A 15,999-nucleotide genomic window follows, 5' to 3' on the forward strand; every position below is an offset into this window, starting at 1 on the left:
ACTTATGTTAAGTGAAAAAAAATTAGCAAGAATAAATGAACTAGCCAAAAAAGCAAAAACAACAGAGGGTTTGACTGATGTTGAAAAAAAAGAACAACAACTGTTAAGAGAAGAGTATTTACATAGTTTTCGAAAAGGTATGAGAAATCATATAGAAGGCATGAAAGTTGTTGATGAAGAGGGAACAGACGTTACACCAGAGAAGTTAAAACAAATTCAAAAAGAAAAAGGGTTACATGATAGATAATTTAGGTGTTTATTTTATTTAAAAACGCTTGTAAAAAAGAAATATTCGATGTAAAATGTAATAAAGGTAAATAAAACCTAAATAGGAGGGCGTTATATGTTATTTGATCAAACTGATCAATTAGGTGTGAATGCAATTCGTACACTTAGTTTAGACATGATTCAACAAGCAAATTCAGGACATCCAGGCTTACCAATGGGGGCAGCTCCAATGGCTTACACTCTTTGGACTAAATTTTTAAAAGTAAATCCAAAAACATCAAGACAATGGGTTGATCGTGACCGTTTTGTTTTATCTGCTGGACATGGTTCTGCTATGCTCTATAGTTTGCTGCATTTATCAGGTTATAACTTACCAATGGAAGAATTAAAAAATTTCCGTCAATGGGATAGTTTAACACCAGGACATCCGGAAGTTCATCATACTGATGGCGTTGAAGCAACAACAGGTCCATTAGGCCAAGGGATTGCAATGAGTGTTGGGTTTGCGATGGCAGAAGCACATCTTGCTGCAACATATAACAAAGATAAATTTAACATTGTGGATCATTATACTTATGCTTTATGTGGTGATGGTGACTTAATGGAAGGCGTCTCACAGGAAGCAATCAGTTTAGCTGGACATTTAAAACTTGGTAAACTAATTGTTTTATATGATTCAAATGATATTTCTTTAGATGGCCCATTAGATAAGTCATTTACTGAAGATGTTAAAGGCCGAGTGGAAGCATCAGGTTGGCAACATATTTTAGTGAAAGATGGTAACGATTTAGAAGAAATTGCTAATGCAATCGAAGCCGCACAAAAAGAAACAACAAAACCAACGATGATTGAAGTTAAAACTGTTATTGGTTTTGGTGCAGAAAACGAAGGAACAAATAAAGTACATGGTGCGCCACTTGGAGCTGAAGGTGTGGCATTTGCTAAAAAATCTTATGGTTGGGATTACCCAGCATTTACTGTACCAGAAGAAGTGGCAACACGTTTCCATACTGATATGGTAGAAAAAGGTGAAGAAGCAGAAGCAGCATGGCAAAAACTATTTGCTGACTATAAAGAAGCTTATCCAGAACTAGCACAACAATTTGAAGAAGCCTTTAAAGGTGAGGTCACAGTTGATTTAGAATCAGTGCTACCAACTTATGAAGTAGGTGAAAGTGCGGCAAGTCGTGTAACAAGCAAAGAAGCTATCCAAGTATTATCAAAAGAAATCTCATCATTCTGGGGAGGTTCTGCTGATTTATCATCATCAAACAATACAATGGTAGCTGCAGAAAAAGATTTCGAACCAGGACAATATGACGGCCGTAATATTTGGTTTGGTGTACGTGAGTTTGGTATGGCTGCTGCGATGAATGGTATTGCATTACATGGTGGAACCCGTGTTTATGGTGGAACATTCTTTGTATTTGTTGATTACTTACGTCCAGCGTTACGTCTATCAGCGATTCAAAAAACACCTGTAACATTTGTGTTAACACATGACTCAATTGCTGTTGGTGAAGATGGTCCGACTCATGAGCCAATCGAACAATTATCAAGTTTACGTGGTATGCCAAATGTGAACTTAATTCGTCCGGCTGATGGAAATGAAGTATCAGCGGCTTGGAAAATAGCAGCAACTTCAACTGAAACGCCAACTGTTTTAGCGTTATCAAGACAAAACTTACCTGTTCTTGACGGAACAAAAGAGAAAGCATACGACGGTGTTGCACGAGGAGCTTACGTGTTATCTCCATCAAGACGTGACACACCAGATGGTATTTTAATTGCAACTGGATCAGAAGTGAAACTGGCAGTGGATGCACAAAAAGCCTTATATGAAAAAGAAGGTGTGGATGTCTCTGTTGTGTCAATGCCATCAACGACTTTATTTGATGCACAAGATGCAGCGTATAAGGAAAGTGTGTTGCCATCATCTGTGAGCAAACGCGTTTCAATTGAAATGGGAACAACATTTGGATGGGGACGTTATGTTGGATTATCTGGTAAATCATTAGGTATTGACACATTTGGTGCAAGTGCACCAGGCAACAAAGTGATTGAAGAATATGGCTTTACAGTGGAAAATGTAGTGAAGGCATTTAATTCATTATAAGAGTATTATGAAACCCAACGATCAAATTATGATTGTTGGGTTTTTGTTGTTTTATTTAACGATTTATTGACACCCATTAAAATAGCTTGGGCTAATCCCAATGCACAGAATAATGTTGCGACAATAAAAGCAATATTATATCCATGTAGAGTGGCTGATAAGACATCCGATTTATAGGTTACAGGGGAATTGAGTAAGAGAGATTTTTTAGGCATCTCTTTTAAGGTAGCTTGCGATAAGAAACTGATGAGAATCGCTGTACCAATTGAGCTGAATAATTGTTTTGCGGTATTATTGACTGCTGATCCATGGCTAAGTAAATTATTTGGTAAAGAGTTCATCCCGGCTGTTGTGATGGGCATCATTACCATCCCAACGCCTAGCATACGAATACCATAGATAATCGTAATAAAATGCATAGGGGTTTTCTCATTTAGAGTACATAAACAAGCCGTTCCAAAGGTTAATAAACTCATCCCGATGATGGCAAGATATTTTGCGCCATATTTATCAAATAATTTTCCGGTAATTGGCATCATGACACCCAAAATTAATGCTCCTGGTAATAAAACAAGACCAGAATGAAACGGATCATATCCTCTGACATTTTGGATGTAGAGTGGTAATACCATCTCAGCTCCAACCATTGCCATATTAACAATCCCACTTAAAACGGTTGTGTTACTAAATAATTTTGATTTAAACACATCCATATTTAAAAAAGGATTGTTAATTTTTTGTTGTCGTATACTAAAAATAGCGATAAGCAATACACCGATAAATAATAGACTTAAAACCATTGGGTCGTGCCATCCATGTGTTCCAACAAGGGAGAAGCCATATAACAAGCTTCCAAATCCAAAAGTTGAAAGAATGGGAGAAGGTAAATCTATTTTTGATGGATGTAAAGGTAGAACGTTTTGCATAAAAATAAACGATAGACCAATAACTAAGACAATAATTGGGATGAGTAATCCAAATAGATATCGCCAATTAAACGTGTCGATAATAAAACCAGATAATGTTGGTCCGATAGCTGGAGCAAGGCCAATAACAATCCCAGCAATCCCCAAAGCTTTTCCTCGCTCATTTTCAGGATAGATGCTCAACATAATTGTTTGTAATAATGGAAGAGAAATTCCAACACCCATAGCTTGAATGATACGTCCAATTAACAATAGTTCAAAAGAATTTGCAACTAGGCAGACGATTGTACCGACTAAAAAAATAGAAATGGCTCCGATGTATAATTTTTTTGTGGGAATGTTGTTCATTAAATAAGCACTAATTGGAATCATGATGCCATTCACCAATAAAAAACCAGTGGTGAGCCACTGAATAGTTGAAGTAGACACAGAAAATTGTTTCATTAAATCAGGGTAAGCTGTTGTAAGTAACATCTGATTGAGTACTGTACAAAAACTCCCGATAATGATAGTAATCACCAATAGATTACGATGTTTTAATTTTACAATAGGACTGTCCATGATAAATCCCCCTTGATTGATATGAATGATAGATTACTCTCTCTTTTTGAAATTATAGTGAATATAACGGTGATTTATTATCATAATTAAAGAAATATCTTTTAGTATTGACTTAGTAATACAAGATTTATGAAAAAAACTAAGAAGATTTGTAAAAATAACATCTTTTTTTCGTTTGTTCTAGTCAAAATGGATTTGATAGTAAAATGAAAGAAGATGGTTAGATGGATACAAAAACATTGGAAAAATTGGTTATAAAAAATAAAGAGTACTGTCTACAAGGGAAAAATGCAGATTATATTCCTGCGCTTGCACAGGTAAATCCAAATCAGTTAGGAATCTCTTTATTTGATATTAATAGTAAAGAGATTATCTCTGCTGGTGATAGTTCAACGCGGTTTGCAATAGAGAGTATATCAAAGGTTCCTGCGTTGTTACTGGCTATAGAAGATAACGGCATAGCTACAGTATTAAAACATATCAATACTGAAGCAACAGGCTTTTCATTTAATTCTCCCTTGAACATGGAAATAAATCATGATAAACACCCGCTTAATCCATTTGTTAATATTGGCGCGATTAAGACAACCTCTCTTATCAAAGGTGAGTCACCGGATACACGTTTTAGTCGTTTGTTAACCTTTATAAAAAATATTTGTCACGACGACGATATTTCGCTAAACGATGACATTTACCAATCAGAATCTAAAACAGGTGATATTAATCGTTCACTCGCTTATTACTTAAAGGGAAATCATATGCTGAATGGTAATGTTGATGAGATATTGGAGGTTTATTTTAAGCAGTGTTCCTTAAACGTGACAACAGATGATATTGCTAGGATGGCAAGTGTTCTAGCAAACAAAGGTGTGACACCCTGGGATAATAAAAGACTTATATCTGAAGAATCAGCTACATTAGTTAAGTCAATTATGACAACAGCTGGTTTATATGATGAATCAGGCGAGTTTTCAGCTCATGTCGGAATACCAGGAAAGAGTGGTGTAGGTGGAGGGTTGATGGGGGTTTCTCCAAAGCGCTATGGTATCGGTGTATTTAGTCCACCGCTTGATAAATCAGGAAATAGTGTTGCTGGTGTGAAATTATTAAGAGATGTGGTAAATCATCTGAATTTAAATATATTTGACTAGTTTTTAATAAAAAAACGGTCAATATAATTAAAATAGTATATAATATTATCAAGAGAAAGGGATAGTATACGAAAGATGGTGAACTGATGGAAAATCAGATGTTTCGCTTACTGAATTCAACGAATCAGCAACTGCTTGAAATACTCTCATTAATTGCGGAGAATAAGCGATGGTATAGTACAAAGGAAATTAGTCTTTACCTAAATGTAACAGAAAGAACAGCACAAAGATATATCCAACAAGTAAGGGATATGTCAGAAGAGTTTAATCAATTCTCAAGTGTCAAGGTTGTTATAGACTATGAAAAATATCGGGGAATTTACTTGGATAGTGAGTCTGGTTATATCGATTTAAAAAATTATATTTATGAAAAAGATGAAACCATTCAATTACTAAAATATATCGTGGTAGAAGATGGAGTTAATGTTGAGCGGTATGCTATTGAAAATTATGTCAGTGTCAATTCAGTTAAGTCATCCTTAAAAAAGATAAAAGTGTTGTTTGAACTATATGATTTGAGTTTATCACGTCATACACATGCCATAATAGGCAATGAAAAACAAATTCGGATAATTATTTATATTATGATGTGGAGACTCTATAAGGGGATGAGATGGCCGTTTTCAACGATTAATGAAACGGTTATTTATCAAACGGTTGATTTGTTTTCAGAGACGAATCATTTTCAGTTTTCTGTCATTCAACGCAAGCAATTGGCATATGTTTTAGCGACAAATTTAATTCGTTTGAGAAAAAAACATTTTGTTGTGATGGAGGATGAGTGGAAGGATTATGTTAATGTCGACGCTTTGTTAAAGAAATTAGATTTTTTAAGAGGTGTCATGCAAGAGTTTCATATTTATTCGGAAGCTGAAATTTATTTTTATGCAGTCGTAGCACAAATAAAAACGAAATTTTACGAATCTGATGTGTTTAATAAAGAAATTTTAGGCTACCATAAACAACAACAATCAGATGTATATCAGGCCACAATTCAATTTATCAGTTTATTTCAATCCACCTTCACAGAAATACCAACAGATTTAAAAGAACGTTTTTTTATCACAAGTTTTTGTGCACACATGTTTTGTCGGCTATTTAAAAGTATTCATGTTGATGTAGATGGCTATTATGTGGTTAATGAAGTGAGTGATAGATACCCTGTCTTAAGGAATAAAATGTTAAAGTTAATTGATACATTACAGAAAAAAACGCATAATAATTTATTTTTGATGGAAGATTTTTTATTGCAAAAATATATTTTACTTTTTTCTTCGGTCTTACCACTGACATGTTATGAACCGGAGATTGCGATTTATTTAGACACTGATTTACCGTATTTTATTAAACGCGATATAGAAGAACGTATTACTTATCGATACAAGTATGATTATCATATTGTTTTTAAAACACTTAATCATGAGGAGGAAATTGATTTGGTGTTAACCAATATACCTAATACATTGGAAGAAAATAATCAATATTCTTCACATGTGCAATTATTTGATTATCCGATTAAAGAACGTGATTTAATCGAGATAGGGAAAAAATGCCAATTACTTGTACAGGAAAAAAGTCAGAAACAGAAGCTTTAAGAAGGTTAGTATTCTTAAAGTTTTTTTCGTATTCTTAATAAAATATTAACAGATTTGTGGGGTTATTTTATTTTAATTTAGAAGTATCTAATATATACTTTAATTTACAGGTAATTTGCAGTATACTTGATAGTTGAAGAACTATGAGTTACTTGTGATTAGAAGTTTTATTTATAAAATTGGAGGACGAAAACATGTGTGGATTTGTCGGATATATGAACCAACCAGGTGTTGATCCAACGGTCATCAAACAAATGGCGGATCGAATTGTACATAGAGGACCAGATGATGAAGGATTTTACCAAGATGACGCTATCTCAATGGGATTTAGACGCCTATCAATTATTGATTTAAATCATGGACAACAACCAATGACGAATCAAACGAATACGAAAGTATTAACGTTTAATGGTGAAATATATAATTACGTAGAATTAAGAGAAGAATTACAAGAATTAGGCTATGAGTTTAAAACAGAAGTAGACTCTGAAGTATTAATTCATGGTTATGATGCGTGGCAAGAAGGATTATTAGACCGTATTCGTGGGATGTACGCGTTTGTCATTTATGATTCTGAAACAGGTGAAGTGTTTGGTGCCCGTGATCATTTCGGGATTAAACCTCTGTATTATTTTAAAAATGAAGACACATTTATGTGGGGATCAGAGATTAAAGCTTTTTTAGATCACCCATCATTTGTTAAAGAGTTAAATGAAGAGTTATTACCAATTCATTTAAGTTTTGAATATGTTCCAAGTGATGAAACATTATTTAAAAATGTCTTTAAAGTGAACCCAGGCCATTATTTTAAATATAAAAATAACGACTTAGAGGTAAATGAATATTATCATTTCACATTTGAAGAAGAAAAGAAAATGACCATGGACGAGGCAAAACGTGATATCATTGATACGGTAGATGAATCAGTGAAAAAACACATGATTGCTGATGTTGAGGTAGGAAGTTTCTTATCAAGTGGGATTGATTCAAGTTATATTTTAAATGAAGCGTCACAAGATCGTGATATCCAATCATTTTCATTAGGTTTTGACGATAAAAATATTAGTGAGCTAGAATGGGCACAAGAATTCGCTAAAGAAATCGATCAAAAAAATACTGCCATCATGATTAATGATGAAGACTTTTTTGGCATTATTCCTAAAGCGATGTACCATATGGATGAACCATTATCTAATCCATCAGCGATTCAGCTATACTTTTTATCGAAAGAAACAAGTAAACATGTTAAAGTTGCTTTATCAGGTGAAGGAGCGGATGAGTTCTTTGGTGGATACAACACGTATCTAGAAGCAGGAACTTTTAGAAAATATGAAAAATTCACGACTCGTAATATGCGTCAACTATTCGCTCAAACAGCGAAACGTTTGCCACATTTCCATGGACGTCGTTTCTTAATTCGTGGCGCGCAAGATATTAGCGAACGCTATTACCGTGTGAATTATGTGTTTAATGAGGCAGAAAGAAATGATTTATTAAAAGATACTCGTTACAATAAATCATCATCGTTATACGTGAAAAACTTATTTGATGAAGCAAAAAGTAAAGATGATGTGACTAAGATGCAACATTTTGATATTCATGGGTGGCTAGCATATGATATCTTGCATAAAGCAGACCGTATGAGTATGGCTAACTCACTTGAAGTTAGAACGCCTTTAGTTGATAAAGAAGTAGCAGAAATTGCGAAAAGAATGCCAACAGACACACGTGTTGATATGAAAAATGGTGTGACAAAAATTGCATGGCGTGAAGCTTCAGAAGCAAAATTACCAGATCGTATTGTTAATCGTGAAAAATTAGGCTTCCCGTCACCACTTGCATCATGGCTAAAAGAAGACAAATACCAAGAGATGTTGAAAGAAGCATTTAATTCAGATATAGCTGAAAAATTCTTTAATGTCGATTATCTAAATCGTTTATTAGAAGAACAAAAACAAGGAATAGCAAATATGCAAAAAATATTTACTATTTATACGTTTATTGTTTGGTATCGTGTTTATTTCATTGAAAATTAATTAAAAGAAGGGAACCGATTGTATTGACTCAACAAAAAGAGTTTATCCCCGTTTTACTCGGTGGAGACTTGAATCTATATGGCATGGCCCGCTCATTTTATGATATTACAAATAAACCAGTCCGGACAATTGCTAGTGCGTCAATCGCACCAACCAAACACTCAAGCATACTTGCAATAGAAGTTGTATCAAATTTTGATACTGATCCAACGTTTATTGAAACAATGAGAGAAGTGGCAAAAGAATACAAAAATTCAGATGTTCCAGTTGTTTTAATGGGAATGGGAGATTGGTATACAGAACTAATTTCTAAACATTTAGACGAGTTATCTGAAACATTTGTTTGTCCTTATATCAATAAGGAATTAGAAAAACAATTAGTTAACAAACAAGATTTTTACGAGATATGCGAAAAATATGATTTACCATATCCTAAAACTAAAATTATTACACGCCGAATGGTTGAAAACTCAGAAGCAACACAACCCTTTGAGTTTCCAATCGCGCTAAAACCAGCCAATAGTGTATCGTGGAATGATTTTACTGATCCTATTAAGGAAAAAGTCTATATCATTGATAATTTGACTGAATATAATCGTGTCATTCATGGCATCTATGGTGCAGGATACAAAGATAATTTGATTTTACAAGAATTTGTTGAGGGTAATGAGAGCCCAATTCGTGTATTAAATGTTTACGTGGATAAACATCATCATGTAAAAATGATGTGTTTAGGGCATCCGCTTCTTGAAGATCCAACGCCTTTAGGTATTGGTAATTATTTGGCAATTATGCCCGATTATAATGAAGCTATCTACCAACAAGTTAAGCACTTTTTAGAAGATATCAAGTACACAGGCTTTGCTAACTTTGATTTGAAGTATGATATCAAAGATAACACATATAAGTTCTTTGAAATTAATTTAAGACAAGGAAGAAGTAGCTTTTTTGTCACACTTAATGGCTTGAATTTAGCAAAATGGGTTGTAAGAGATTATGTTTATGACGATTTAAAAGATGCAGAACCCGTTTATGCTAATATTCCTGAAGATAAAGGCATGTTGTGGCTAAATGTGCCACTCGATGTGTTTGATAAATATGTGCCAGAAACGCAATATAAAGATATGGCTCGAGAAATGATAGCTGATAAACGTTATGGCTATACATTTTATTATGAGGGTGATCGTAACTTTAAGCGTTATTTACAATTACAACGAATGTTTAGGTATTACCGAAAAGTATTTAAAAAATATGGTTAGTAAGGTGGGATGATATGGAACATTTCTTTACCGTCATTGGTGGTATGGGGACTAAAGCAACAGAATTATATGTGAAAATGGTAAATGATAAAACACCCGCTAAAAAAGACCAAGATTATTTAAATTATGTGTTAGTCAATTATGCAACCATTCCTGATAGAAGTTCTTACATAATGGATAAAGAAAATAACGATAATCCATTGCCATACTTGCTTGATGTGATTGAAACGTATAATAAATTATCACCAGATTTTTTTGTTCTGACGTGTAATACAGCCCATTACTTTTTTGACGAATTGGAAAAAGCAACAGATAAACCGCTACTGCATATGCCTAAGTTAGCTATATCAAGAGCGAGTGAAGCTTATGAAAAAGGCTCACGAGTGGGAATTATTGGGACTGAAGGTACCATTAAAAATAAAATTTATGACCCATTTATAGAAGAAGCTGGTTTTGAAGTGGTGCATCCAACGCAAGTTATTCAGGATAAAGTAAGTCAGCTTATTTTTGAGAAAATCAAACAAGACAATGTGCTAGATCATGAACTATATCATGAAGTATTAGATGATATGTTTAATGAATTGCACTGTGATGTCATTGTGTTAGGTTGTACAGAATTATCTATGGTGGAAGATGCGGAAAATCAGATGAATCAACATGTTATTGATCCACAAAATGTATTAGCTGAAGAAACAGTTGCTCTAGCTCTGAAAAATAGAAATTAGTAAGAAGATGACTTTGTCTTAGGATGGAGTCATCTTTTTTATGTAGAAACTAGTATATTTTTTCTGGTTGATTTACAATGAAGATACGTGAAAGGACTGAGTAAATGAAAACAATAACAACAGAAAGTTTATTTGAATTAAAAAGCTTATCTCATCCCTTGTCAGTAGGGAATATCATTTTTTTTATGGAGCACTCAATTAATCAAAAAAACAATCAATATGAGTCTCGTATTTATAGTATAGACAAACAAACGAAAGAACGACGTTTATGGAGTGGTGACGATGTATCGATTAGTCAATTAAAAGTATCTCCAAATAAAAAGTGGTTGAGTTACGTCGCTAAAGTAGATAAAAAAACACATCTAAAAGTACAAGCTATTAACGGAGGTAGTGCCTATAGTATGTTAGAAAAAGAATCATTTTCTAACTATACATGGAATCACTCAAGTAGTGCGATTTATTTTGTCCAAACAACATCAGAACACAATAAACAAGATGATCCATTTGAGCAACCTAAGAAGTGGGATAAATTAACTTATAAATTGGACGGAGCTGGATTATTAGATTTAAATGCAACGTATCAATTAAGTAAATTAACGATTGCAACAAAAGAGGAGACAATTCTCTTTGAATCAAGTGATGAATTCTCTTTGGATTATGTGTCAAAAGATGAGAGTTATGTTTTGTTAGGACGTGAAAAAGAGCCAAATAATGAATGGGATTACGGTAGCACAGTTTATAAATATGATGTATCAAACCAGTCTCTGATGTCGTTAACAGAGTCATTGCCAAAGGGAAGTTTTTATTGTGGAAAAATGAATCACGACGAAAACCATTTACTACTAACAGGTAATAATTTTGATTATGGATTTGTTACTCAAAATAAATTGTATCACTACAATATGACAACAGGACATCTAGAATGTTTGACTGAAACGTTGGATGAAGAAGTCGGAGATGCCATTGTCGGTGATTTTCAGCAACAAGTTAAGGGTGTTGATATAGAGTGGCTTTCTTCAGAGGAATATATCTTTCCAGTGACACATCATGGAAAAGTTATAGTGTATAAAGGGAGTTTAAATGGCTCTTTAACGAAAATTTTTGATGAAAAAATGCATTTAACAGATAGTTGCTTAGATGATAAAGAATTGATCGTGACTTATTCGACATTAATAGAGCCATCTGCTTTAGCAGTTTTATCGCTAGAGAATTCAACATTAGAAACTATTTATCATCCAAATGAAAAAGTACTAGACAATCTATCGTTGTCTCAACCACAGGAATTTTGGTATGAAACAGAAAAAGATGTTTCTGTACAAGGTTGGTACGTCCCACCTGTGAATGTGACAGCCAACCATCCAGCGGTCCTCTACATTCATGGAGGTCCTCAAGTATGTTATGGTGAGACTTTCTTCCATGAAATGCAGTACCATGCAGCAAATGGCTATGGGGTGATCATGTTAAACCCAAGAGGTGGTCAAGGATATGGTCAAGATTTTGTGCGTGCGATTCTTGGAGATTATGGTAATAAAGACTATCTTGATTTAATGACAGGTCTAGATGTTGTTTTAACTGAGCATCTAGAAATCAATGAGCAAGAACTGGTTGTGGCTGGTGGAAGTTATGGTGGCTTTATGACAAATTGGATTGTTGGTCATTCAAAACGTTTCAAAGCAGCTGTGACACAACGATCTATATCAAATTGGATTAGTTTTTATGGAACAAGTGACATTGGTGCTTTCTTTGTTAAATATCAACTATTGACTGATTTACCAAACATTTCTGATATGTGGCGATTATCACCATTAGCCTATGCGGAACTAGCTAAAACACCATTACTTATCTTACACGGGGAAGATGATTTGCGTTGTCCAAAAGAACAAGGTGAACAAATGTTTACAGCGATGAAACGTTTTAATGTACCGACTGAAATGATTGTCTATCCTAAATCAAGTCATGGATTATCAAGAGGAGGATTGCCTCATTTAAGGGCAGCTCGCTTACAAGATATTTCGAATTGGTTTAAAACACATTTAAATAATGGAGAAGAAAAATGAGTGTAAAAAATAAAACATTAGCCATGTTAGAAGCACATCGTGGCGAATTTTTCTCAGGTGAAAAATTAGCCGAATTAATTGGCGTATCAAGAAATGCTGTGTGGAAATCTATTAAACAATTAGAGCAAGAAGGCTACCCAATTATTGCGGTAAAAAGTAAGGGATATTGTTTAGAAGAAACAAGTGATAAATTGTCGTTACAAGGGTTGTTACCGTTTCTTGATAAAAATATGGATACGACATTAATCCAAGTACATGATACGATTGATTCGACAAATAATTTAGCCAAAGAGTTAGCAGTCTCAGGAGCGAAACATGGCACAGTGGTTATTGCTAATGAGCAAACAAATGGTCGTGGAAGGTATGGCAAAGTCTTTGAATCACCAAAAGATACTGGTATTTACATGAGCTTAATTATTAAACCAAGTCATTTTCCATCTATAGATCCATCATTAATGACCGCTTACTCAGCTGTTGTCGTATCAAATGTTTTATCTAAGTTGACAGGAGAAACTATTGGGATTAAATGGGTAAATGATTTATTTTTAAATGGAAAAAAAGTATGTGGTATTTTAACAGAAGCAGTAACAAATCTTGAAACAGGCTTATTAGATTGGATCGTTGTTGGGATTGGAATCAATGTGTCCACAGAGCCTACTGATTTTTCACAATCTGTTCAGTCAGTAGCGACCTCTTTAGTTAATGACAAACGAGTGACACGAAACGAAATAGCTGCTGAAATAATCAATCAATTTTTTATCCGAGCGCAGGACATTGATCAATCAACCATGATGCAAAGTTATCGGGATAAATCAATTGTTTTAGGTAAAACAGTCTCTGTTGTGTCGGGAACTCATCATGAAATTGCCCATGTTGAAGACATTCTTAATAATGGATCGCTACTTATAAAACAAATGAATGGTGATGTAAAAGAAATTAGATTTGGTGAAGTTTCTCTAAAAATAAGTTAGTCAACTTTTATTTTAAAAAAGTTGACTAACCTTTTCTTTTTGCTATAATAAAAAAGAAAAGGGGAGACGTTATGACAAAATTTAAAACATCAGATATGACAAGAATTGCACTATTTACCGCTGTTATAGTGGTATTATCACAAATCAGTATTCCAATGCCTTATGGAGTTCCAATGACGCTTCAAACATTTATTATTCCGTTAACTGGTGTGCTACTAGGGAAAAAATCAGGAACATTAGCTACGTTATTATATGTGTTATTAGGATTGATTGGGTTACCAGTTTTTGCTGGCTTTTCTGGAGGTGCGGCAGTTATTTTTGGCCCAACAGGTGGATTTATTTTAAGTTTTCCTATGATGGCTTATATTTCAGGACTATTTGCTGAACGTGGTAAAACATTATCATTATATAGTGGGTTGATTTTCAGTGCTATGATTAATTTTATTGTTGGATTTATTGTGTTTCATTTTGTGACAGGAAGTAGTCTATCAGTTGCATTTACCGCAACTGTCTTACCATTTATTCCTACAACTATTATTAAAGTCATTTTTATTGGATTGTTATCACAAAAATTGCGACCAGTTGTGCAGAAACGAATGGCTGTTTAGTTAGATGACAAAAAACGTATTAACTTAGCTTTAAGGCTAAATTAATACGTTTTTTTATTAATGACTTTAGTCAGATGAGCACGAAATCGTGCGAAACAGAAAAACCACGCGTACTGCGCGTGGAAGAAATAGCTTTAGCGTTAAGAACTCCTTTCGATATACTAAAAAGTGGCTACCAACCGCAATAGAGTATCGAAATGGGGTTCTTTATGTCTAATGACGATAAAAGTTTAGCACACACAAGATGGAATTGTAAGTATCACTTAGTATTTACTCAAAAATACCGAAGGAAAGTAGTGTATGGGGAATTAAGGAAAGATATAGGAAAAATATTGAGAAAGTTATGTGATATGAAAGATGTAGAAATAATAGAGGCACATGCAATGCCAGATCATATTCATATACTGGTAAAAACACCACCAAAATAATCAGTATCAGGTTTTATGGGGTTTCTTAAAGGAAGAAGTGCTGTCTTAATTCATGAGCAACACGGAAATTTGAAATATAAATATGGAAATAAAAGTTTTTGGTCTAAAGGATATTATGTGAGTACTGTAGGATTGAATCAGAAGACAATCCAAAAATATATTCGAGAACAAGAGGCTGATGATAGAGTAAGAGATAGTATAAGTAAAAGTAAAAGCGAATATATAGATCCATTCAAAAAATAGAAAATTTCTCGAATTGCGGTTGGCAGTCTTTTAAAAGGCTCTCTTTAGAGAGTATGTAGGTAATGAGCCCTTCTAGGGCTATTAAAAAGCCACCCGTTTTCACGGGTGGATATTTACTATTGGGTGGCATATTGGTTACTTGATGTTAGATAGTTACCAAAAGATTCTTTATCAAAACCTGGTGATACTCTAATACGTTTAAGAGCGTAAAGTCCATCATTTTTACTAGCATAGCCAGACTCAGTTGTTAAGGCTAGTTTATAACCTGTTGCTTCCGCTTCTTTTTCTACACGTTCGTCATATCTTCCGGCAGGATAACAAATAACGGTTGTTTGCTGTTTTAATGTATCATCTAACCAATTTTTTGAGTCGCGCAATTCAGTATGAATTTGTTCATCACTTAAGGTGTTTAGATCAAGATGACTAACAGTATGACTTTCGATTGAGATAAGGCCACTTTGTGTCATTTTTTTCATATCATCTGTATGAAAGTAATACTGATTATCTAGTTTAGAAGTAATATAATTGATAGTAGCATTCATTTTGAGCTTTTCTAAAATAGGAAAACCATCCGTATAATTATTTAGATAACCATCATCCAATGTAATCCAAACGATGTTTTCTTTTGGTTTTTTATTTTCAGTCAGAACAATATAGGCTTCTTCAGGAGTTAATGTGTAGTAATCATTTTCTTTTAACCACTCCATTTGTTTCTTAAATTCTTCAGGAGGAAGTTTTAACGTATTACCATCATCACTTTTAGTCAAGCTATGATACATCAATATTGGAAATGAAATAGCTGTATCGCTACTTATCCAATGAGTGGTATCGATTTTTCCAGTTTGTTTTTTTGAGTCAGTTGTTGAATTCTCAACCACAGTTTCTTTCGTTGAAGATTGAGCAGAGGTGGCTGTCTCCACAGTATTGGACGTGTCTTTTTTAGCGTAATCTTTTGCAAAATAAACACCAACTAAAATAATTTCTATTAATAATAAAATAATAATAAACCATAGAGCTTTTTTCTTCATAAAAAGTCCTCCTTGTCTTTTATCATAGTATCAAACGGTTATTCCAGTTGGCAAGTATTTGTTGAAA

At 33.9% G+C, this 15,999-nt stretch carries 12 protein-coding genes and 1 pseudogene; 11 read left to right on the forward strand and 2 right to left on the reverse strand.

Features of this window, described 5'->3' with window-relative positions:
- Positions 1 to 4: 4 nt before the first annotated feature.
- Positions 5 to 247 (forward strand): DUF896 family protein, encoded by a 243-nt coding sequence (locus tag JNUCC83_RS01905; RefSeq protein WP_117973093.1) that lies wholly within the window; start codon positions 5 to 7, stop codon positions 245 to 247.
- A gap of 96 nt (positions 248 to 343) precedes the next feature.
- Positions 344 to 2,344 (forward strand): transketolase, encoded by a 2,001-nt coding sequence (tkt, locus tag JNUCC83_RS01910; RefSeq protein ID WP_454460568.1) that lies wholly within the window; start codon positions 344 to 346, stop codon positions 2,342 to 2,344.
- A gap of 26 nt (positions 2,345 to 2,370) precedes the next feature.
- Here the strand turns inward: tkt and JNUCC83_RS01915 are convergent, their stop codons facing one another.
- The gene (locus tag JNUCC83_RS01915) at positions 2,371 to 3,831 is read right to left on the reverse strand and encodes an MDR family MFS transporter (RefSeq protein ID WP_454460569.1); all 1,461 of its coding nucleotides are present in this window, start codon (positions 3,829 to 3,831) and stop codon (positions 2,371 to 2,373) included.
- Positions 3,832 to 4,055: 224 nt separating this feature from the next.
- Between JNUCC83_RS01915 and glsA the strand changes: the two genes are divergently transcribed.
- The 9 genes and pseudogenes from glsA to tnpA all read left to right on the forward strand — a co-directional run bounded on the left by glsA (position 4,056) and on the right by tnpA (position 14,904).
- Positions 4,056 to 4,982: a glutaminase A gene (gene glsA, locus JNUCC83_RS01920; RefSeq protein ID WP_454460570.1), complete on the forward strand. Its 927-nt coding sequence runs from the start codon at positions 4,056 to 4,058 to the stop codon at positions 4,980 to 4,982.
- Positions 4,983 to 5,068: 86 nt separating this feature from the next.
- Positions 5,069 to 6,577 carry a helix-turn-helix domain-containing protein gene (locus JNUCC83_RS01925; RefSeq protein WP_454460571.1) on the forward strand — a complete coding sequence of 503 codons (1,509 nt, stop codon included), beginning with the start codon at positions 5,069 to 5,071 and terminating at the stop codon, positions 6,575 to 6,577.
- Between the two features lie 194 nt (positions 6,578 to 6,771).
- Positions 6,772 to 8,613, forward strand: coding sequence for an asparagine synthase (glutamine-hydrolyzing) (asnB, locus tag JNUCC83_RS01930; protein ID WP_454460572.1), 1,842 nt, complete (start codon positions 6,772 to 6,774; stop codon positions 8,611 to 8,613).
- Between the two features lie 83 nt (positions 8,614 to 8,696).
- On the forward strand, positions 8,697 to 9,872 hold the full coding sequence (locus JNUCC83_RS01935; protein ID WP_454461307.1) for a carboxylate--amine ligase: 1,176 nt from the start codon (positions 8,697 to 8,699) through the stop codon (positions 9,870 to 9,872).
- A gap of 14 nt (positions 9,873 to 9,886) precedes the next feature.
- Complete coding sequence (locus tag JNUCC83_RS01940; RefSeq protein ID WP_454460573.1) at positions 9,887 to 10,597, forward strand: aspartate/glutamate racemase family protein; 711 nt, start codon at positions 9,887 to 9,889, stop codon at positions 10,595 to 10,597.
- 104 nt (positions 10,598 to 10,701) lie between these two features.
- Complete coding sequence (locus JNUCC83_RS01945; protein WP_454460574.1) at positions 10,702 to 12,654, forward strand: alpha/beta hydrolase family protein; 1,953 nt, start codon at positions 10,702 to 10,704, stop codon at positions 12,652 to 12,654.
- Complete coding sequence (locus tag JNUCC83_RS01950; RefSeq protein WP_454460575.1) at positions 12,651 to 13,625, forward strand: biotin--[acetyl-CoA-carboxylase] ligase; 975 nt, start codon at positions 12,651 to 12,653, stop codon at positions 13,623 to 13,625. The genes JNUCC83_RS01945 and JNUCC83_RS01950 overlap by 4 nt, the downstream gene beginning before the upstream one ends.
- Before the next feature lie 71 nt (positions 13,626 to 13,696).
- Positions 13,697 to 14,233 carry a biotin transporter BioY gene (locus JNUCC83_RS01955; RefSeq protein WP_454460576.1) on the forward strand — a complete coding sequence of 179 codons (537 nt, stop codon included), beginning with the start codon at positions 13,697 to 13,699 and terminating at the stop codon, positions 14,231 to 14,233.
- Between the two features lie 209 nt (positions 14,234 to 14,442).
- Positions 14,443 to 14,904 (forward strand): annotated as a pseudogene (tnpA, locus tag JNUCC83_RS01960) (IS200/IS605 family transposase).
- 116 nt (positions 14,905 to 15,020) lie between these two features.
- Here tnpA and JNUCC83_RS01965 read toward each other — a convergent pair.
- A complete protein-coding gene (locus JNUCC83_RS01965) occupies positions 15,021 to 15,932 on the reverse strand; it encodes a polysaccharide deacetylase family protein (protein ID WP_454460577.1) in 912 nt (303 codons plus the stop codon).
- Positions 15,933 to 15,999: the final 67 nt, after the last annotated feature.

The sequence above is a fragment of the Vagococcus sp. JNUCC 83 genome, from assembly GCF_053667615.1.